The organism is Streptomyces sp. iso_384, from assembly GCF_056172905.1.
This window is the reverse complement of record NZ_JBWBTT010000001.1, coordinates 4,829,535-4,848,901: the sequence shown is the minus strand read 5'-3', so window position 1 is coordinate 4,848,901 and position 19,367 is coordinate 4,829,535. Positions and strand designations below refer to the sequence as shown.

At 71.8% G+C, this 19,367-nt stretch carries 22 protein-coding genes and 1 pseudogene; 16 read left to right on the top strand and 7 right to left on the bottom strand.

Features of this window, described 5'->3' with window-relative positions; genetic code table 11:
• Nucleotides 1–72 precede the first annotated feature (72 nt).
• The 9 genes from AC0VY3_RS21810 to AC0VY3_RS21770 all read left to right on the top strand — a co-directional run bounded on the left by AC0VY3_RS21810 (nucleotide 73) and on the right by AC0VY3_RS21770 (nucleotide 9,971).
• Complete coding sequence (locus AC0VY3_RS21810) at nucleotides 73–936, top strand: LURP-one-related family protein (protein ID WP_475550362.1); 864 nt, start codon at nucleotides 73–75, stop codon at nucleotides 934–936.
• A gap of 131 nt (nucleotides 937–1,067) precedes the next feature.
• On the top strand, nucleotides 1,068–2,765 hold the full coding sequence (locus AC0VY3_RS21805; protein WP_475550361.1) for an FUSC family protein: 1,698 nt from the start codon (nucleotides 1,068–1,070) through the stop codon (nucleotides 2,763–2,765).
• Nucleotides 2,762–3,268, top strand: coding sequence for a MarR family winged helix-turn-helix transcriptional regulator (locus AC0VY3_RS21800; protein ID WP_475550360.1), 507 nt, complete (start codon nucleotides 2,762–2,764; stop codon nucleotides 3,266–3,268). Before AC0VY3_RS21805 ends, AC0VY3_RS21800 begins: the two co-directional genes overlap by 4 nt.
• A gap of 484 nt (nucleotides 3,269–3,752) precedes the next feature.
• Complete coding sequence (locus tag AC0VY3_RS21795; protein ID WP_475550359.1) at nucleotides 3,753–5,399, top strand: sensor histidine kinase; 1,647 nt, start codon at nucleotides 3,753–3,755, stop codon at nucleotides 5,397–5,399.
• On the top strand, nucleotides 5,396–5,803 hold the full coding sequence (locus AC0VY3_RS21790; protein ID WP_007454741.1) for a roadblock/LC7 domain-containing protein: 408 nt from the start codon (nucleotides 5,396–5,398) through the stop codon (nucleotides 5,801–5,803). Before AC0VY3_RS21795 ends, AC0VY3_RS21790 begins: the two co-directional genes overlap by 4 nt.
• Nucleotides 5,800–6,171, top strand: coding sequence for a DUF742 domain-containing protein (locus AC0VY3_RS21785; protein ID WP_103509680.1), 372 nt, complete (start codon nucleotides 5,800–5,802; stop codon nucleotides 6,169–6,171). The genes AC0VY3_RS21790 and AC0VY3_RS21785 overlap by 4 nt, the downstream gene beginning before the upstream one ends.
• Nucleotides 6,152–6,766, top strand: a complete 615-nt coding sequence (locus AC0VY3_RS21780; RefSeq protein ID WP_010058144.1) for a GTP-binding protein — start codon at nucleotides 6,152–6,154, stop codon at nucleotides 6,764–6,766. The genes AC0VY3_RS21785 and AC0VY3_RS21780 overlap by 20 nt, the downstream gene beginning before the upstream one ends.
• A gap of 161 nt (nucleotides 6,767–6,927) precedes the next feature.
• Nucleotides 6,928–8,493 carry a cytochrome P450 gene (locus tag AC0VY3_RS21775; RefSeq protein ID WP_475550358.1) on the top strand — a complete coding sequence of 522 codons (1,566 nt, stop codon included), beginning with the start codon at nucleotides 6,928–6,930 and terminating at the stop codon, nucleotides 8,491–8,493.
• A gap of 131 nt (nucleotides 8,494–8,624) precedes the next feature.
• Nucleotides 8,625–9,971: a 6-phospho-beta-glucosidase gene (locus AC0VY3_RS21770; protein WP_103507034.1), complete on the top strand. Its 1,347-nt coding sequence runs from the start codon at nucleotides 8,625–8,627 to the stop codon at nucleotides 9,969–9,971.
• Between the two features lie 20 nt (nucleotides 9,972–9,991).
• Here the strand turns inward: AC0VY3_RS21770 and AC0VY3_RS21765 are convergent, their stop codons facing one another.
• Both AC0VY3_RS21765 and AC0VY3_RS21760 read right to left on the bottom strand, forming a co-directional pair.
• On the bottom strand, nucleotides 9,992–10,429 hold the full coding sequence (locus tag AC0VY3_RS21765) for a hypothetical protein (RefSeq protein ID WP_103507035.1): 438 nt from the start codon (nucleotides 10,427–10,429) through the stop codon (nucleotides 9,992–9,994).
• Nucleotides 10,423–10,899 (bottom strand): ATP-binding protein, encoded by a 477-nt coding sequence (locus AC0VY3_RS21760; RefSeq protein ID WP_103507036.1) that lies wholly within the window; start codon nucleotides 10,897–10,899, stop codon nucleotides 10,423–10,425. The genes AC0VY3_RS21765 and AC0VY3_RS21760 overlap by 7 nt, the downstream gene beginning before the upstream one ends.
• A gap of 207 nt (nucleotides 10,900–11,106) precedes the next feature.
• Here AC0VY3_RS21760 and AC0VY3_RS21755 point away from each other — a divergent pair, with 207 nt between their 5' ends.
• Genes AC0VY3_RS21755 through AC0VY3_RS21745 form a run of 3 tightly spaced genes read left to right on the top strand, consistent with a single transcriptional unit; the run spans nucleotide 11,107 to nucleotide 13,071 of the window.
• Nucleotides 11,107–11,967 (top strand): helix-turn-helix domain-containing protein, encoded by an 861-nt coding sequence (locus AC0VY3_RS21755; RefSeq protein ID WP_103507037.1) that lies wholly within the window; start codon nucleotides 11,107–11,109, stop codon nucleotides 11,965–11,967.
• A complete protein-coding gene (locus AC0VY3_RS21750; protein ID WP_030573999.1) occupies nucleotides 11,967–12,203 on the top strand; it encodes a DUF397 domain-containing protein in 237 nt (78 codons plus the stop codon). The genes AC0VY3_RS21755 and AC0VY3_RS21750 overlap by 1 nt, the downstream gene beginning before the upstream one ends.
• A gap of 58 nt (nucleotides 12,204–12,261) precedes the next feature.
• The gene (locus tag AC0VY3_RS21745; RefSeq protein ID WP_475550357.1) at nucleotides 12,262–13,071 is read left to right on the top strand and encodes an SAM-dependent methyltransferase; all 810 of its coding nucleotides are present in this window, start codon (nucleotides 12,262–12,264) and stop codon (nucleotides 13,069–13,071) included.
• Between the two features lie 12 nt (nucleotides 13,072–13,083).
• Here AC0VY3_RS21745 and AC0VY3_RS21740 read toward each other — a convergent pair whose 3' ends face one another.
• Nucleotides 13,084–13,518, bottom strand: a complete 435-nt coding sequence (locus tag AC0VY3_RS21740) for a cupin domain-containing protein (RefSeq protein ID WP_475550356.1) — start codon at nucleotides 13,516–13,518, stop codon at nucleotides 13,084–13,086.
• 53 nt (nucleotides 13,519–13,571) lie between these two features.
• Here AC0VY3_RS21740 and AC0VY3_RS21735 point away from each other — a divergent pair, with 53 nt between their 5' ends.
• On the top strand, nucleotides 13,572–14,537 hold the full coding sequence (locus AC0VY3_RS21735; protein WP_475550355.1) for a helix-turn-helix domain-containing protein: 966 nt from the start codon (nucleotides 13,572–13,574) through the stop codon (nucleotides 14,535–14,537).
• Between the two features lie 28 nt (nucleotides 14,538–14,565).
• Nucleotides 14,566–15,000, top strand: coding sequence for a YchJ family protein (locus tag AC0VY3_RS21730; RefSeq protein WP_103507041.1), 435 nt, complete (start codon nucleotides 14,566–14,568; stop codon nucleotides 14,998–15,000).
• Nucleotides 15,001–15,186: 186 nt separating this feature from the next.
• Here AC0VY3_RS21730 and AC0VY3_RS21725 read toward each other — a convergent pair whose 3' ends face one another.
• From AC0VY3_RS21725 to AC0VY3_RS21710, 4 genes and pseudogenes are all read right to left on the bottom strand, one after another.
• Nucleotides 15,187–17,280 (bottom strand): MDR family MFS transporter, encoded by a 2,094-nt coding sequence (locus tag AC0VY3_RS21725; RefSeq protein ID WP_475550354.1) that lies wholly within the window; start codon nucleotides 17,278–17,280, stop codon nucleotides 15,187–15,189.
• 57 nt (nucleotides 17,281–17,337) lie between these two features.
• A complete protein-coding gene (locus tag AC0VY3_RS21720; RefSeq protein ID WP_475550353.1) occupies nucleotides 17,338–18,192 on the bottom strand; it encodes an ATP-grasp domain-containing protein in 855 nt (284 codons plus the stop codon).
• Nucleotides 18,193–18,327: 135 nt separating this feature from the next.
• Complete coding sequence (locus AC0VY3_RS21715) at nucleotides 18,328–18,504, bottom strand: hypothetical protein (RefSeq protein ID WP_170994368.1); 177 nt, start codon at nucleotides 18,502–18,504, stop codon at nucleotides 18,328–18,330.
• A 344-nt stretch (nucleotides 18,505–18,848) separates the two neighbouring features.
• Nucleotides 18,849–18,935: pseudogene (locus AC0VY3_RS21710) on the bottom strand (excalibur calcium-binding domain-containing protein); the annotation flags it as partial.
• Here AC0VY3_RS21710 and AC0VY3_RS21705 point away from each other — a divergent pair.
• Nucleotides 18,935–19,171: a hypothetical protein gene (locus tag AC0VY3_RS21705; protein ID WP_475550352.1), complete on the top strand. Its 237-nt coding sequence runs from the start codon at nucleotides 18,935–18,937 to the stop codon at nucleotides 19,169–19,171. The pseudogene AC0VY3_RS21710 and the gene AC0VY3_RS21705 sit on opposite strands and share 1 nt — an antisense overlap.
• A complete protein-coding gene (locus AC0VY3_RS21700; RefSeq protein WP_475550351.1) occupies nucleotides 19,168–19,353 on the top strand; it encodes a hypothetical protein in 186 nt (61 codons plus the stop codon). Before AC0VY3_RS21705 ends, AC0VY3_RS21700 begins: the two co-directional genes overlap by 4 nt.
• The last annotated feature ends 14 nt before the right edge of the window (nucleotides 19,354–19,367 follow it).

Below are 19,367 nucleotides of genomic sequence, written 5' to 3'. Positions count from 1 at the left end.
GCCCGTCATCGTAGTGGGTGTATGAAGATTCAAAGAATATGGGTCGCGCTGTCCGCGGGATAGTGTGCCCGAGTGACCACGCAATCGAACATAGCCGCGGGCTGGTTCCCTGATCCCCATGGCGCCCCGCAGCTGCTGCGCTACTGGGACGGGACCCGGTGGACCGAGCACACGCACCCGGCCGACGGACAGCAGGCCCCCGCCGCCGCCCCCGCCCAGCAGGCGCCGAACGCCGGAGGATTCCCGGCCCAGCAGCAGGCCCCGGGCGCCGGAGGTCATCCCGCTCAGCAGGCGCAGGCCGCCGCCGGAGCCCCCGGTCAGCAGGCGGTGTCCGCCGGCTCGCTCTTCGACCAGCCGGTCCTGGTGGTGAACCAGAAGGCCAAGCTGATCGAGGTGACGAACGAGTACCGCGTGTTCGACCAGCACGGCGCGGCCGTAGGCTCGGTCGTCCAGGTCGGCCAGAGCGCGCTGCGCAAGGTGCTCCGGTTCGTCTCCAGCATCGACCAGTACCTGACGCACCGCCTGGAGATCCGCGACGCGCACGGCCGGCCGCAGCTGCTGCTGACCCGCCCCGCGAAGTTCATCAAGTCGCGCGTCATCGTCCAGCGCCCCGACGGGCAGCCGGTCGGCGAGATCGTCCAGCAGAACGCCATCGGCAAGATCAATTTCGCGATGACGGCCGGCGGTGCGCAGGTCGGCGCGATCAAGGCGGAGAACTGGCGCGCCTGGAACTTCGCCATCGTCGACCACAACGGCACCGAGATCGCCCGGATCACCAAGACCTGGGAAGGCCTCGCGAAGACCATGTTCACGACGGCCGACAACTACGTGCTCCAGATCCACCAGCGACTGCCCGAGCCGCTGCTCAGCCTCGTCGTCGCCACGGCGCTGACGGTGGACACCGCCCTCAAGCAGGACGCCCGGGGTCTGGGCTGACCGACAGCCCTCTCCGTCACCCCTCAGGACGCCGCCGCCCCGAACCGGGCGGCGGCGTCCTGTCGCGTACCGGGGAGAGGCAGGGCGATAGGCAGGTCTTTTACAGGTGTAACACCTGTTAACGTGTAGGGGTGAGTGATACATCCGTACGGCCTCGGCGGCCCTCCGTCCGAAGCCTTCCGCTGGCCTCGGCCCTCCGGCTCTCGCGACCCTCGGACACCTGGTTCAAGCCCGCCCTCAGCGTGGTCGTCGCCTCCGCCGTACCCCATCTGACGCTCCTGGCCCTCGGCCGGCTCGACCTCGTGATGTACACGATGGCGGGTTCGCTCTGTGCGCTCTACGGCCACGGCCTGCCGTACGCCCGGCGGGTCAGGTCCGTCGCGGGCGTGGTGCTCGGAATGACGGCCGGGCTCGCGCTCGCCCTGCTCACCGCCTCCCTCATCGGATCGACCGCCGTACTCATCGCCGTCGGGGCGCTGCTCGCCGCCGCCCAGAAGGTGCTGTGCGACGCCACCCGGATCGGACCGCCCGGCCATGTGATCTTCACCTTCGTCAGCTCCGCCGCCCTCTTCGCCCCGCAGCACCCGGCGCAGATCCCCGGCCACCTCGCCCTGACCCTCGGCGCCGGCGCGGTCGCCTGGCTGGTCGCCGTCGCACCCGCCCTGGTCCGCCGGGAGGGCCCCGAACGCCGCGCCGTCTCACGCGCCCTGGAGGCCGCGGCCGCGTGCGCCGCCGACCCCGGCCCCCGTACCCGCAACGCCGCGGCCGCCGCCGTGCACGCCGCCTGGCAGTGCCTGCTCGCCTCCGGCCGCCCCACCCCCGTGCGCCGGTCGCTGGAACGCCTGGTGGTGCACGCCGAAGCCGCCTTCGCGGCCCCGAGCCCCGGCGGCGGAGCGGCGGATCCGGACCGGCTGCGCGCCTGGGCCGCCCTGACCCGGGCCCGGGGTCCGGTGCCCGCGCCGCCGCCGGCCCCCGGCACCGCCGACGAGCTGTACGGGATCGACGCCGAACGCGCCGCTCTGCGGACCCCCGACGGCCGCCGCGCCACCCGCCGCACCCTGCTGCGCCGCCTCGGCCCCGGATCGCCGCTGCTGCCCGTCGCCGTCCGCACCCTGACCGGCTGTGCGCTCGCCGGATACCTCTGCGCCGCGCTCGGCGTCGGCCGCCCCTACTGGGCGATCGTCACCGCCGCCTCCCTCTACCAGGCCAACATCACCCTCTCCTGGAACCGGGCCCTCCAGCGCACCCTCGGCAACCTCCTGGGCGTACTCGTCTTCGCCGCCGTCCTGCCGGTGTCCCGCATCAGCCCGCTCGCCCTCGTCTGCTGCTGTCTCTTCTTCAGCTTCGCCGCCGAGGCCCTCATCACCCGCAACTACTGGCTCGGCTCCGTCGCGGTGACCCCCATGGCCCTGCTGGTCCTTGATTTCGGCGGTACCCACCCGGCCGGCGAGCTGATCGGCGACCGGGTCCTGGACACCGTCCTCGGTGCGGTCGCCGGCTTCCTGGCCGCGACACTCGTCACGAACCGGCGGGCGGCCGGGCGGGTGGAGCGGGCCCTCGACGCCACCCGCCGGGCCCGCGCCGACGCCGAACGGACCGGCGCCGACCCCGCGGCCGCCCCCGCCGATCGGGACCGGGCACGCCGGACGCTCACCGCGAGCCTCGTCGAACTGCGCGAGGCGGGTGACACCGCTGCGGGCGAATGGTGGCAGCGCGCCCTGCCCGAGCAGCGCCTTCTCGCGGCCGAGCAGGCCGGACACCGTACGCTCGCCGCGACAGCACAACGGCGGGGACCCGCGGTCCGCGCCCCTTCGATCGGAGCGGAGTGACCGACGACATCGTTGCCTCGGTGGTCCGGCAGTGGCAGGCCGTCAACCCGGAGCTCGACACCGGACCGATGGAGATCATCGGCCGGATCAACCGCTGCGCCGCCCTCCTCCAGCAGGCGGAGGACGCCCCGCTGCGCGCCGCCGGACTGACCCGCGCCGAATTCGACCTCCTCGGCGCCGTACGCCGGACGGACCGGGAGCTGACCCCCGGTGAGCTGGCCCGCGAGACCTTCTCCTCCGGGGCCGCCGTCACCAAGCGGCTGCGCGCCCTCCAGGACCGCGCCCTGGTCGACCGCCGCGGCGACGACCGCGACCGACGGGTCGCCCATGTCCGCCTCACTGACGAGGGTCGCTCCCTGGTCGACCGGCTGCTGCCCGAGCAGCTCGCCTACGAACGCGCGGTGCTCGCCGGTCTCGACGAGGGAAGCCGCGACGAACTCAGCTCCCGCCTGGGCGAGTTGCTCGTGCAGCTGGAGGGCCGACTCGGCGGCGCCCGGCGCTGAGAGGGGGGCGGACCGGGCGCGGCGGAAGGCCTGCGCGCCGGGCCTCCGTATACGCGTCAGCACGGCGTATTTTCGCATCACCCGCCCGTCGGCGAGGAATCTGCTCCTTTCGATCCGGTTCGATCACCTGTGCCTTTGGCTTGTTTCCTGGGGCTTGAGCCGTTGATGAGATGTCACTTCGCCAGCGAATGCACCAATTTGGTCATTCGTTCCTCTTCCCTTTCGGTGTGAGCTGCCCTGTTCGGCGGCGACTTTCGGCCTCGATCACTCACCGCGCACGCTCCGGAGCGCAGAGTAGAAAAACTGGCGAGTGTATTCCTCTCGGCGGGCTTCCGCAGGGGGTTGGGTGAATATGCCGAAGCACTGTTCTGATCTGGCTAAGCTCACGCGCAGTGAAGTCGAGTTGAGATGAATTCGAGCACTTGTTCCCGAGTCTCCGCTCACGTGCGCATACATCCCGGAATCAACCGCCAGAGGGTTTTAGATGGTCCGTGTTGAATCACCGCCGACCGACAGAGAAATTCCCGTCGTTCGCGTAGTCCTGCTGCCCGTGGTCCTGCTCCTCGGCGCAACCGCCGCCGGATCGGCCCTGGTCGCACCGGCCGCGCGGATACCAGTCGCCGTGTGCGGCGCGATCGCCACGCTCGTGGTCGCCGTACTCACCGTGGCGCTGCACCGCCGCCGGCGCGCCTTGCGCGTCCAGCGCGCGGAGTACGAGCAGCGCATCGCCTACCTGGAACACCGCATCCAATCGCACGACGCCGAGACGGTCCGGCTCACCAAGGACGTCATGCCTGCCGCCATCCGGCGGCTGCGGGTGGGCAATTCGCCCGAAGAAGTGATGCGCGACATCGTCGACGCGGACGTGGCCAACCGCCATCTGCCCAAGGCGCTGCGCGAGCAGATCTACCAGGTCCTCGAAGTCATCGACAACGAGGAGGCGCGGCGTGACTCCGCTCAGCGCGCCTTCGTCAGCGTCGCCCGCCGCGTCCAGGCGATCGTGCACCGCCAGGCCAGTGAGCTGCGGGAGATGGAGAACCACTACGGGCGTAACCCCGAGGTCTTCGACGACCTCCTGCGCATCGACCACGGCACCGCGCTGATCGGCCGCCTCGCCGACTCCATCGCCGTGCTCGGCGGCGCGCGTCCCAGCCGCCAGTGGCCCAAGCCCGTACCGCTGTTCAGCGTGTTGCGCGGCGCCATGTCCCGCATCCTGGAGTACCAGCGCGTCGATCTGCACTCGATCGCCAAGGTCGCCATCGTCGGCACCTCGGTCGAGCCGCTCATCCACGCCTGCGCCGAACTCCTCGACAACGCGACCCGCTACTCGCCGCCCCAGACCCGGGTGCACGTCACCGCGGTCGAGGTGCAGACCGGCATCGCCATCGAGATCGAGGACGGCGGCGTCAGCCTCAGCGAGGAGGCCCGCGCCCGGGCCGAGAACATGCTCGCCCAGGCCCAGGCCGGCATCAACATGAACGACCTCGGCGAGTCCCCGCGCCTCGGCATGGCCGTCGTCGGCCGGCTCTCGCGGATGTACCAGCTCCAGGTGTCGCTGCGTCAGTCGGCGTACGGCGGCGTCCGCGCCGTCCTCATCGTGCCGCGCGACATGATCACCACCGGGCCCGCCCCGGGCATCGCCCACGGCATCGGCGCCACCTCGCGGCCCACCAGCTCGCTGGACATGTCGCAGCTCCAGCATGTGGTGCCGCCGCCCGGCAAGCGCAAGCCCAAGCCCGCCGCCACCGGCCCCGTGCCGTCCGTGGCCGCACCGGTCTCCACCGGAGCCCCCGCGGCCACCTCGCGCCCGGCCGTGCCCCCGGCGGCCATGGAGGACGACGTTCCCGTGGTCACCGAGTGGACCGAGAACGGGCTGCCGCAGCGCCGCAGCCGGGGCCGCGCCCCGCTCGGCTCGCACAACCTCCCGCAGCAGCCCCCGCCGCCCCCCGCCCCCGCCCCCGCCAACGGGTTCCAGCCCGGCCGGGACGAGGGCACGGACGGCGGACGCGGCGAGGAGAAGCCCCCCGGCCTGTGGCTGGAGGCCTTCACCAAGGCCGTCAACGGCGTACCGCAGGAACGAAAGCACGGCGAAGACTCCGATGACGCGTGGGACAAGGGAGACCTGAAGTGATCCAGCAGCGGGGAAACATGGACTGGATGCTCAAGGAGCTGGCCGACGACGTTCCGAGCATCCACCAGATCGTGGTGCTCTCCTCGGACGGCCTGCGCATCGCGATGCACGGCGGCGACCCCGACGTCGCCGACCGGCTCGCCGCGGCCTGTGCCGGACTGCAGAGCCTGGCCGCCGCGGTGGCCACCGAGATCCCTTACAGCGACGGCCTCATGAAGCTCGTCGTCATCGAGGTGACGGGCGGGTTCTTCTACCTGATGGCGGCCGGCGCCGGCGCCTATCTCGCGGTCCTGGCCGGCGAGACCGTCGACGCCGGCCTCGTCGGCGCCCGGATGCGGGACATGGTCGTGCGGATCGGAGCCCACCTGACCAGTCCGCCCCGCCACGGCGGGCAGTCCGGATGAGTGGACCTCGACGAGAACGCCGCAAGGCCGACCCGGATCTCCTCGATCCGGAACGGCTGTACGTGATCACCGGCGATCTCGACGACAGCGAACGGGCCGCGCTCGACCTGGTCACGATGGTCGTCGCGCAGGCGGAGCCCTCGCCGACCTTCCAGCCCGAGCAGGCGGCCATCCTGCGGCTCTGCCAGGCCCCGTTGTCCGTCGCCGAGATCTCGGCCTATCTCAGCCTGCCGTTCAGCGTGGTCACCTCGCTCCTGAGCGATCTCCTCGCGACCGAACTCATCGAGTCGCGCGCGCCGATCGTCCGCGCCACCCTCCCCGACAGGTCCCTTCTCGAAGCGGTGATGCATGGACTTCAGAAGCTCTGACACGATCACCGGACCACGCACCGAGGACGTCCTTCCCACCACGGCCACCGCCGCGGTGAAGGTCGTGATCGTCGGCGGGTTCGGCGTCGGCAAGACGACCATGGTCGGCTCGGTCAGCGAGATCCGGCCCCTGACGACCGAAGAGACCATGACCCAGGCCGGCGTGGGCGTGGACGACAACGCCGGGGTGGAGACGAAGACCGCCACCACCGTCGCCATGGACTTCGGCCGGATCAGCCTCAGTGAGGAACTGATCCTTTATCTGTTCGGCACCCCCGGCCAGGAACGCTTCTGGTTCCTGTGGAACGGCCTCTTCGAGGGCGCACTCGGCGCGGTCGTCCTCATCGACACGAGGCGGCTCGAAGTCAGCTTCGACGTCATCGGCCGGCTGGAGGAGCGCGGCGTGCCGTTCGTGGTGGCCGTGAACACCTTCCCCGACGCACCGCACCACCCGGTCGAGGCCCTGCGCAGGGCCCTCGACCTGCCGGACGAGGTCCCGATGATCGACTGCGACGCCCGGCTGCGGGCCTCCAGCCGCGATGTGCTGATGACCCTGATGCGCTATCTGCACAGCCTGGCCGTCCCGCTCGCCTGACGTCCCCGCGCCCCGGGCCCCGGCGACGGGACCGCCCCGGGGGCGCGCGCCATCCCCCGGCGTACGTCCCCGGCCCGGTCCGTGCCCTGACGGTCCGTCCCGTCCCACCCCGTCCCGCCCGCTTGCGCACTAGCCCTGGAATCCTGATCCCTGGAGCCCCTGTGACAACCCCCTTCCACCACGAACCCGGCGCCGTGCCGCCGCCCCAGTGCCCGGCCCACAACCTCGACATCGGCCCCGGCGGACTGCGCCGGCTCTACGGCCCCGAGGCGGAGGACAACCCGGCCGGCCTCTACGACAAACTCCGCGCCGAACACGGCACCGTCGCCCCGGTCCTGCTCCATGGCGACGTCCCCGCCTGGCTGGTGCTCGGCCACAGCGAGAACCTCCACCTCACCCGTACGCCCTCCCAGTTCTCCCGGGACTCGCGGCGCTGGCGGGCCCTCCAGGACGGCAGCGTCGCCCCGGACCACCCGCTCGCCCCGATCTTCACCTGGCAGCCGGTCTGTGTGTTCGCCGACGGCGCCAAGCACGAGCGGCAGCGCGGCGCGGTCACCGACAGCATGGGGCGCATCGACACCCGCGGCGTGCGCCGTCACATCAACCGCTTCAGTAACCGCCTCGTCAACGACTTCTGCGAGAAGGGCACCGCCGACCTGGTCAGCCAGTTCGCCGAGCATCTGCCGATGATGGTGATGTGCGCGATCTTCGGCATGCCCGAGGAGTACGACGAGCGCCTCGTCCAGGCGGCCCGGGACATGACCCGCGGCACCGAGACCGCCGTCGCCAGCAACGCCCACATCGTGGCCGTGCTGACGCGCCTGGTCGAGCGGCGTCGCGCCGACCCCGCGCCGGACTTCGCCAGCTGGCTCGTCGAGCACCCCGCCACGATGACCGACATCGAGGTCGTCGAACACCTGCGGCTCATCCTCATCGCCGCCTACGAGTCCACCGCCAACCTCATCGCCAACGTGCTGCGCATGGTCCTGATCGACCCGCGCTTCCGCGCCCGGCTCAGCGGCGGGCACATGACCGTGCCGGAGGCGGTGGAGCAGACGCTGTGGGACGAGCCGCCGTTCACCGCCGTGTTCGGCCGCTGGGCGGTCGGCGACACCGAGCTGGGCGGCCAGCAGATCAAGGCGGGCGACGCCCTGCTCGTCGGGATCGCCCCGGCCAACACCGACCCCACCGTCCGCCCGGACCTGAGCGCCGACATGGGCGGCAACCGCGCCCACCTCGCCTTCAGCGGCGGCCCCCACGAGTGCCCGGGCCAGGACATCGGCCGCGCCATCGCCGACGTCGGCGTCGACGCCCTCCTGATGCGCCTGCCCGACCTGGAGCTCGGCGTCGGCGAGCGCGAACTGCGCTGGGTCGGCAACATCATGTCCCGCCACCTGGTCGAGCTGCCGGTGAAGTTCGCCCCCAGCCCGCAGCAGAAGCTGGACGCCGACCCGCTCGCCGTGATGAGCCGCACCGCCCGCCCGGCCGACGCCTGGGAGATCTCCTCCCCGGCCAGGACCGTGCCCGAGCCCCGGCACGAGGCGGGCGGCGCGCAGCCCGCCCACGCCCCGGGCGCGGTCCCTGGAACCGCCCCGGCCGCACCGCCCGCCGCCGAACCGGCCTCCGCCTCCGAGCCCGCTCCGGTGGCCACCATCCCGCGGCAGCGCCGCCCGGCCGCCCCGGCCCGGCTCTGGCAGGCGGTCGCCCGCTGGTGGAGCGGCTACTGACAGCTCGTCGCCCGGCCCCGTCGCGGCGGCCCCGGATCACGCCCACCGGCCCGGGGCCGCCGCGTCGTCCGCGCCGGGGCCGGGCGCGGCCCCCACCGGACGGCTCCGGCCTGCCCGTACCATCGAGCAGCGTGAAGCTGACAATTCTTGGCGGTGGCGGATTCCGGGTGCCTCTCGTGTACGGGGCCCTCCTCGGCGATCACGCCGAGGGCCGCGTCACCCGGGTCACGTTGTACGACACCGACGCCGACCGGCTCACCGCCGTCGCCCGCGTCCTCGCGGAACAGGGGCGGGACAGCGCGGACGCCCCCGCCGTCGTCGCCACCACGGAGCTCGACGAGGCGTTGCGCGGCGCCGACTTCGTCTTCTCCGCCATCCGCGTCGGCGGCCTGGCCGGACGCGCCGCCGACGAACGGGTGGCCCTCGACGAAGGCGTCCTCGGCCAGGAGACCGTCGGCGCCGGAGGCATCGCGTACGGTCTGCGCACCGTCCCCGTGGCCCTCGACCTCGCCCGGCGCATCGCCCGGCTCGCCCCGCACGCCTGGGTCATCAACTTCACCAATCCGGCGGGCCTGGTCACCGAGGCCATGTCCCGGCATCTGGGCGACCGGGTCATCGGCATCTGCGACTCGCCGGTCGGTCTCGGGCGGCGCATCGCCCGCGTCCTGGGCGTCGACCCGGACCGGGCCTGGATCGACTACGCGGGGCTCAACCACCTCGGGTGGGTGCGGGGGCTGTACGTGGACGGGCGCGACGAACTGCCCCGGCTGCTCGCCGACCCGAAGCTGCTCGACTCCTTCGAGGAGGGCCGCCTCTTCGGCGCGGAACTGCTCCGTTCGCTGGGCGCGATCCCCAACGAATACCTGCACTACTACTACTTCAACCGGGAAGCCGTACGCGCCTACCAGGAGGCCGAACAGACCCGGGGCGCCTTCCTCCGGGACCAGCAGGAGGGCTTCTACGCCCGGATGCGGGAGCCCGGCACCCCCGCCCTGGCCACCTGGGACCGTACCCGCGCCGAACGGGAGGCGACGTACATGGCGGAGAACCGCGAGGTCGCCGGGGCGGGGGAGCGGGCGGAGAGCGACCTGGAGTCAGGCGGCTACGAACAGGTCGCGCTCGCCCTGATGCGGGCCGTCGCCCGCAACGAACGCACCTCGCTGATCCTCAACGTCCGCAACCGCACCGCGCTTCCGGTCGTGGACGCGGACGCCGTCGTCGAGCTGCCCTGTCTCGTGGACGCCAACGGGGCCCATCCGGTGGCCGTCTCGCCCCTCCCGTACCACGCGGTCGGTCTCGTCACCGCGGTGAAGGCCGTGGAGCGGGCGGTGCTGGCGGCGGCGGAGAGCGGATCCCGCGCGGCGGCCGTGCAGGCGTTCGCGCTGCACCCACTGGTCGACTCCGTGGCGGTGGCCCGGCGACTGCTCGACCGGTACGCCGAGGTACACCCGGGGCTCGCCTACCTCGACCGGCCCTGAATCACCGGATCGACGACGGATCAGGGCGCGGACACGACGCTCGGCGCGCCGGCGGCCACCCAGCTCGGCGCCACCCCGGTCACCTGGCAGACCATCAGGAAGAGCGGAATGGGCGGGGTGTACGGAGTGAGGCCGTCCGGTGAGTGGATCAACCGGGGCCGGCCGCCGGGCACGTCCGCGTCCCGTGCGTACGTCACCTGCTCGGGCCAGTCGAGATCCAGGTCGGAGCCGGCCGGGACGATCCACCACCAGCGGTCCGCGTCGGCGAAGACGCATCCGGTGCGCGGCAGATGGGACATGAGGTGGAAGCCGTGCCGGGCGGGCACCCCGACCGCGTCGCAGCCCAGGCTGGCCGACATCGAGGCGGGCAGCGCCAGCCGCACCCGGCCGCCGCGCGTCTGCTCGGGCGTCCGGGACCGGTGCGCCGAGCGGAGCCGGGACAGCGCGTTCTTCAGCATGGCTGCTCCGTGCCGGACGGCTGCTCCGCGTCGTGCGGCAGCTCCGCCCAGACGATGCGTCCGGAGGCGTACCCCGCGTCGTGCGAACCCCAGGCGCTGCTCATCGCGTCGACGAGGAGCAGACCACGGCCGTGCTCGTCGTCGGAGGACCGGCGCAGCCGCGGGCCGCCGGGCTGGTGCCCCTGGTCCTGCACGGCTATCCGCAGTCGTCTGCCGAGGCGGCTCAGCTCGCACACCACCCGGGTGCTCGCCGTGTGCACGACCGCGTTGGTCACCAGCTCCGAGACGATGAGGACGGCGGCGTCGCAGCCGTCGCGGCCCAGCTTCCAGGCGTCCAGCCTGGCTCGCGTCAGCTCGCGCGCGCCGGCCACCGACTCGGGGTGCGCCGGCAGCGCGAAGCAGTAGCGGAGGGCCTCCGTCCCGGGGCTGAGGTCCATGAGCCGGGGGATGAGCGCACTGCCAGGTGCCACGACCGATTCCTCACAGTGGGGGCTGCGTCACGCTTCGTTCTCCGGACGGCCGGGGGCGGGCATGACTGAGCGAACTGGTTCGGGAGTCAACTCTCCCCCTGACGATGACACTTGGCAAGGGGCACTCTGAAATTTCCAGAGTGACTGTGTCGTCGGGGGCGCACGCATGGCACACTGCTCGCAAAACAGCGCATGGGGAGGTCTGAAGTGAGCGAACCGCGGTCCGCCCCGACCGTGGGCCAGGTCGTTCTCGGCAAGCGCCTGCAGGATCTGCGTGAGCGTGTCGGCCTGACCCGTGACCAGGCGGCGAAGGTGCTCAGGGTCGCCCCGGCGACGATACGCAGGATGGAGACGGCCGAGGTCGGGCTGAAGATCCCCTACGTCCAGTCGCTGCTGAAGGCGTACGGCGTCGCCGAACAGGAGGCCGACGCCTTCGTCGAGCTGGCGGAGGAGGCGAACAAGCCGGGCTGGTGGCAGCGTTTCCACGACGTCCTGCCCGACTGGTTCAGCATGTACGTCAGCCTGGAGGGCGCGGCGAGCCTGCTGCGTATGTACGAGCCGCACTTCGTGCCCGGACTGCTCCAGACCGAGGACTACGCACGCTCCGTGATGCGCACCGGAGCAGTCGGCCAGACCCGCCCCGAGGACATCGAGCGCCATGTGGCGCTGCGGATGGAACGCCAGTCCCTGCTGGCCAAGGACGACGCCCCCAGACTGTGGGCGATCATGGACGAGACCGTGCTGCGGCGGCCCGTCGGCAGCCCGCAGGTGATGCGCGGGCAGATCGACAAGCTGCTGGAGGCCACGGAGCTTCCCCACGTCACGCTTCAGATCGCGGAGTTCGCCACCGGCCACCACCCGGGAACCTACGGACCGTTCGTCCTCTTCCGGTTCGCCGTCCCCGAACTCCCCGACATGGTCTACAGCGAGTACCTGACCGGTGCCGTCTACTTCGACGCCCGCCCCGAGGTGGCCTCCTACCTCGAAGTCATGGACCGCATGGCGGCTCAGGCCGCAACTGCACAACGCACGAAGGAAATCCTCCGGGACTTCCGCAAGGAGCTGTGATGAACCACATATACAACGGCATGCCCGCCGCTGACCTCGGCTCCGAAGGCTGGTACAAGCCGTGGAGCGGCGGGAACGGCGGCAACTGCATCGAGGCCATGAAGCTCGCCGACGGGCGGGTCGCCGTACGCCAGTCGGCCGACCCGGACGGCCCCGCCCTCATCTACTCCAACGGCGAGATCGCCGCGTTCATCCAAGGCGCCAAGGCAGGCCAGGCGGACTTCCTTCTCACCTGACATCGCACCCCTCCTCCGTACGGATCCTCCGTGCGGACCCTCGACCACGGAGCGCGCCATGACCGGGCAAGAACCCCATTCCATCGAGATCGACACCAGCACGCCGCATCCGGCCCGGATGTACGACTGGTTCCTCGGCGGCAAGGACAACTACCCGGTCGACGAACAGATGGCGCGCCAGCTCCTCACCCTCGACGCACGGGGCCGTGACATGGCGCGGGTCAACCGGGCGTTCATGCACCGGGCCACCCGCTGGCTCGCCGAGAGCGGTGTACGTCAGTTCCTGGACATCGGCACCGGCATACCCACCGAGCCGAACCTCCACCAGATCGCCCAGCAGGCCGCCCCCGACGCCCGTGTCGTCTACTGCGACAACGACCCGATCGTGCTCGCCCACGCGGCGGCCCTGCTCCGCTCCACGCCCGAGGGCGCCACCGAGTACATCCAGGCCGACGCCCGCAAGCCCGAGACGATCCTGGCGCAGGCCGGCGAGGTCCTGGACTTCGACCGGCCGATCGCCCTCTCGCTGCTGGCCCTGCTGCACTTCATCGACGACGAGGACGGCGCGGCCGAGCTGGTCGACAAGCTGGTCGGGCAGCTTCCCTCCGGCAGCTATCTGGTGCTCTCGCACACCACCGGCGACTTCGACCCGGAGGGCGCCGCGCAGGCGCGGGCCATGTACAAGGCGCGCGGGATGACGCTGCGGCCCCGCAGCCGCGCCGAACTCACCGCGTTCTTCGACGGCCTCGAACTGGTCGAGCCGGGCGTCACGCTCTCCGCCGAGTGGCATCCGGAGCTCGGCGAGGCCATCGACGTACCGGGCGACGAACCGATCCCCGGATACGCAGGCGTCGCCCGCAAGCGCTGACCGGATCCGCGCTCAGGTGCCGAGCGCGTGGCCCGTGGTGACGTCCACATGTCCGGGCACCACGTCGTGCGCGTCGCCCACCGTCGACGTACCCGACGGCTCGAAGAGCAGGATCGAGGCACCGCCGCTCGAACGCGGCAGATGCCAGACGCCGCGCGGGACGACGAAGACCGAGCCCTGCTCCAGGGTCACGGACCGTTCGTCACCGTCGCCGCCCCTGTCCCCGTCGCGGAGAGCGATGTGCAGCGTGCCGTCCAGGACGAGGAAGAACTCGTCCGTGTCCTCGTGCACATGCCAGACGTGCTCGCCGGCCACCTTGGCCACGCGCACGTCGTAGTCGTTGACCCGGGTCACGATGCGCGGGCTCCACAGCGCGTCGAAGGAGGCCAGGGCGGCGGTCAGCGGAAGGGGTTCGGTGGCGGCCGGCGCCGCGTTCTCGTTGCTCATGGGCACCATCCTGTGCGCTGGACGCCGCTGCTCGTGAGTGCTACGAATCGCATATGGCGAAAGAATCCTCGCATCGGGTGGTGATGATCGTCTCGGTCGGTTCCAACCCGTTCGAGATGGGTGTCGCGACCGAGCTCTTCGGCCTGCGCCGGCCCGAGCTGCCCGTCGACTGGTACGACTTCACCCTCTGCTCGCCGACCCCCTCGGTCCGCATGCACTCCGGCTTCTTCCAGCTCTCCGAGGTCCCCGGGCTGACCGCCGTGGACCGCGCGGACACCGTCATCGTGCCCAACCGGCCCGACCCGCTGGAGGAGCCCGACCCGGACGTCCTGACGGCGATCCGGCGCGCCCATGCCCGCGGCGCACGCCTCGTCAGCTTCTGCACCGGCGCCTTCACCCTCGCCGCCGCCGGAGTGCTGGACGGCCGGCGGGCCACCACGCACTGGCGGTGGGCGGACTCCTTCACCGCCCGGTACCCGCGGGTCGACCTCGACCCGGACGTCCTCTTCGTCGACGACGGGCAGGTGATCACGGCGGCCGGCAGCGCCGCGGCCCTGGACGCCGCGCTCCATATCGTCCGCGGCGACCACGGCGCCGAGACCGCGGCGGCCGTCAGCAGGCGGCTCGTCCACCCGGCCCACCGGGACGGCGGCCAGCGCCAGTTCGTCGAGCACCCGGTGCCCGGCACCGCCGAGGCCTCGCTCGCACCGCTCCTCGACTGGGCCACCGAGCACCTGTCCGACGGCCTGGACGTGGCGGCGCTCGCCGCCCACGCGGCCGTCAGCCCCGCCACCCTCCACCGCCGCTTCCGCGCCCAGCTCGGCACCACCCCGCTGGCCTGGCTCACCGAGCAGCGCGTCACCCTCGCCCGCCGCCTCATGGAGCGCGGCGAGGAACGCCTCGACGTGATCGCCCGCGCCAGCGGACTCGGTACGGCGACGAGCCTGCGGACCCAGCTCCGCCGCCGTACCGGGCTGACGCCCACCGAATACCGACGCCGCTTCGCCCCTGCCCCCTGAGCCCGTCCCCACGCGTCACAATGGACCCATGGAACGACGCACCTCCCGGCCCCGGGGTTCCGCCGCCCCGCGGATCACCGCGGCCTCCCCGTGCCCCTGCGGCCTGCCCGCCGTCTATGGGGACTGCTGCGGCCGCTTCCACTCCGGCAGCGCCGCCGCGCCGACCTGCGAGGCCCTGATGCGCTCCCGGTACGCGGCTTTCGTCGTCCAGGACGCGGCGTACCTGCTGCGCACCTGGCACCCCGAGACCCGGCCGCCCGGCGTCGACTTCGACCCGTCGATGCGCTGGGTACGCCTGGAGATCCTGGAGACCACCGAGGGCAGCGCCTTCCACTCCACCGGAACGGTCACCTTCCGCGCCCACTACACCGACGACGGGCGCCCCGACTCCCTCCACGAGAAGAGCCGGTTCGCCCGCGTCGAAGGAGCCTGGGTCTACACGACGGCCGTCTTCGTCGACTGAGACGCGTCGAGAACCGCGACCGCGACGACTTCCTCGTCCTCCTGGAGGACGGCACCCCGGTCGGTCACATCGCCCTCATCGGGGAGGACTTCGCCGACGGCACCGCCGAGGCCCACCTCGCCCTGAGCGGAGCCGGTTTCGTGCCGGAAGGCGCTCCGCCCGTACGGGCCCGGGGCCCGGGGATGCTCAGGCCGGAGCCCCCACCCGCGTCGAGCCGCCCGGTCCGGCCGCGGGTGACAGCTCCTGCGCAAGGTCCTCCGCCAGCAGCCGCTTGGCGATCATGTCCACGGTGGCCCGCAGCCGGCGGTCGTCGGGGCGGGCGCCGTCCTCGGCCAGGCGGTCGTTGAGCCAGCGGCCCCAGGCGTCGGAGATCACCGCCGCCTCGCGCCGGCCTGCCGCCGTGTGGGAGAAGATCCGGCCGTCGCCCGTCAGATAGCCCTCCTCGATCATCCGGTCGAAGACGGGCACCAGCACTTCCGGCGGAATGCGGTGCCGGGCGGCGATCAGACCGAGGCCCGCGTGGCCGACCATCCTGGTGAACAGGTCCACCTGCATCACCGCCCAGGCGCCCGCCATGTCGAGCCGGGTGTCGCACCCGGAGGTGATCCGGCGGGCGGTGTCCGGGCCCGCGCCGTGCAGGATCGTGGCCACCGAGTACTCGAGCAGCTTCGCCGAGTCCCCGCTGCCCGGCTGCGCGAAGCCCTCGCCCATGTCCGTCGACCCGAGCCGGGCGGAGTCCCGCAGCTTCACCTCCTTCAGGAACAGCGCGACGACGAAGCCGATCAGCGCGACGGGCACCGTCCACAGGAACACGGTGTGCAGCGTGTCCGCGTAGGCCAGCGCCAGCGGTTCCAACTGGGCGGCGGGCAGCGCGTGCAGGGCCTGCGGGCTCTGCGAGGCATTGGCCAGGACCGCCGGGTCGCCGCCCGCGGCCACCGCCTGCGCGACCCCGTCGGTGAGGTTCGGCTTGAGCGCGTTGGCGTAGATGGTGCCGAACACGGCCGTTCCGAAGGCGCTGCCCAGCGTACGGAAGAACGTCACGCCCGAGGTGGCCGTGCCCAGGTCCTCGTAGTCGACGGTGTTCTGCACGGCGATGGTCAGCACCTGCATGGCCAGGCCGATGCCGAGCCCCAGCACCACCATGTAGAGCGACTCCAGCCAGACACCGGTACCGGGCCCCATCCTGGACAGCAGGAACAGCCCGGCCGCCATCACCAGCGTCCCCACGATCGGGAACACCCGGTAGCGGCCCGTCTTGCTCACCACGTTGCCGCTGAAGATCGAGGCGGCCAGCAGACCGACGACCAGCGGCAGCGTCCGCACTCCCGAGAGCGTCGCCGAGTCCCCGTCCACGTACTGCAGATAGGTCGGCAGGAAGATCATCGAGCCGAGCATCGCGAAGCCCACGATGAAGCTGAGGATCGAGCAGACGGTGAACACCGGGTTCCGGAACAGCCGCATCGGCAGCATCGGTTCCTTCGCCCGCGTCTCCACCCGGCAGAACAGCGCCAGGGCGATCAGCCCGGCGACGAACAGCCCGATGATCATGCCCGAACCCCAGGCGTACTCGTTGCCGCCCCAGCTCGTCGCCAGGATCAGCGCGCTCGCCCCGACGGTGACCAGCGCGATTCCGGCGTAGTCGATGACCGGCCGGCCCGCTGCCTTCACCGACGGGATGTTCCGGGCGGCGGCGATGACCACCACGATGGCGATCGGCACATTGACGTAGAACGCCCAGCGCCAGGTCAGATGGTCGGTGAACAGCCCGCCGAGCAGCGGCCCGATCACGGTCGAGATGCCGAAGACCGCCCCGATCGCCCCCTGGTACTTGCCCCGTTCGCGCAGCGGGATCACATCCGCGATCAGCGCCATCGACGTGACCATGAGACCGCCCGCGCCGATGCCCTGCATACCGCGCCAGATGATCAGCAGCAGCATGTCCGAGGCGAGGCCGCAGAGGAACGATCCGGTGATGAAGACGATCGCCGAGACCTGGAAGACCAGCTTCCGCCCGAACAGGTCGCCGAACTTGCCGACCAGGACGGTGGCCACCGTCTCGGCCAGCAGATAGGCGGTGACCACCCACGACATGTGCGCGGCGCCGCCCAGGTCCGAGACGATCGTCGGCAGGGCCGTGCCCACGATCGTCTGGTCCAGTGCGGCGAGCAGCATGCCGAGCACGATCGTGGCGAAGACGATGTTGCGCCGCCGCCGGTCGAGGACGGGCGGCGGCGCGGCGGCACTCTGCGCGGCGGGGGCTTGCTCGCTGGCAGTGGTCACCTTTGCACCCTCACACCGGCCCTCCGCCCCCGCATGCGGGGGCGGGCCGGACGGGGGTCAGCGTGGCAGCGAGGCCAGCGACCTCTTCAGCCGCGCGACGAACGCCTCCCGGACCTCCTCGCCGACCCGGTCGAGCGACAGATACGGATTGAGGTCCTCCAGCTCCACGAGCAGCAGCCCGCCCCGGGCCGTACGGCAGGCGTCGACGCGCTGGACGCCGTGCGTGAGGGAGTTCCAGGCGATGAAGCGCCGGGCGAACGCCAGATCCTCCGCGCTCGCCGCGTACGGCTCCAGCACCCAGCGCCGCTCCGGGTCCGGGGCGTACAGCGCGTACTGGAAGTCGTGGTCGACGAAGTAGAAGGACACCTCGTGGCGGAAGTCGATCCGCGGCTGTACGAGGAGGGAGCCCTCGGCCGCCCGCTCCAGCTCGGCCCGGGCCTCCGCCGCCGTGACGAACCGCAGCCCGACCGAGTCCGCCCCCAGCTTCGGCTTGACCACGTACCGGGGCACGTCGGGCAGCTTCGGCAGGTCCGCCGCACGGTCCACGGTGGGGATGACCGGGAGACCGGCCCGGCTCATCTCGACGAGGTACTCCTTGCCCGCCATGTCGCCGCGCCCGCCGAGCGGGTTGTAGACCGCCGTCCCCAGCTCCCGGGCCCGTGCGCAGAACGCGTCGTACGCCTCCCGGTAGTGCAGCACGGGCCCGCTGTTGCGTACGAGGGCGAGATCGAAGCGGTCCAGCAGCGCGGCCGCGTCCCGCGGATGGCACAGCGCCACGTCGAACGTCTCGCGCAGCCGGGAGCCGAGGTGGATGTCCTCGTCGCAGTAGCGGCGGCCGCGCGCCTCGTACGCCAGATCGGTGACGAGCAGGAGGGACGGGCGGCGGGCGCCGGCGGGTGACGCGGCGGTCATGTGGTTCTCCCGGGGTGAGGACGCGGACGGACGCTCACTATCGCCGACACCCCGGCCGGGCCGGGCGGAGGGGGTGGCTCCCATCGCGCCGGGGCCCTCACCCGCTCCCGGCGCGCCCGCCGCCGTCCCCGTACGTCAGACGGCTTCGGTGGATCCGCCCCGCACGGCCGCCACCCACTCGACGAGAAGCCGCTCGTACTCCCGGCGGCCCTCCGGCGACACCACACCGCCGTCGGCGACCAGCGCGCGGATCTCCGCGTTCAGTTCAACCATCGGGCGGGCAGGCATCGGCTCGGTCGAAGTGGAGGTCATGTGAAGAGGCTAGTGGCACGGAGCCGGACCGGGTGCCGATACAGCGTGTGGAACCCGCCACGCACACCGTGCGGCCCGGCCCGGCGCCCGCGTCGGCGCGCTGCCCTCCCGCGCCGCGGGCATCTCCACATCGTCGTCACGCATCGCCATGACCGGGCGCCCCGAACCCTGTTGCCCCACGTCCACGGCGTGTGACGGGCTGTCGGCACTGTCGCATGCGCTTCCCGACACGCTCGGTGACGACCCCTGCCGCCGGGGCCGGAGGCCGAAGTCCGGGCTTCGGTTCCGGTGCCGTGCTACGAGTCAGGGCGACGAGAATCACATATGCCGACGTCCTGCTCCCCCTATTCGCAGCCCACTCCGTCGCCGTCACGGTCCAGGTGCCGCCCGTACCCGGGCTGCCCGGACCGGATGGGCGCGACACCGGCGGATGAAGTACGACCAACTCAACAGCGGGGACCTCGCCGTCCACGGCGGCCTCTACCTCGGCAAGACGAGCGACGACCCCTACGAGTTCAGCACCCTCAACCCCACCGCCGGCTACCACCTGATCCTCCGCCAAAGCGGGGTGCTGCGCCTCTATCGGCACCTCACCACCCAAACCGGCGTATGGCCCTTGGGGCCGGAGACATCGCAACAGATGCCGCAGTGGCCGGCCAGTCCATGACCATCCAGGTCGACGTCACACCCACCACCATCGAAGCCCGGCGGCTCGGCAACGCCGCGTGGACCACCGGGCCGATCACGGACACCACACACCGCGGCGGCTACTTCGGGCTCAGCAACGGCAGCATCACCGACACCGCTTCCCGCCCGTTCTGGCGGAACCTCGTCATCACCCAGCTCTGACAAGGCCCGCCGGC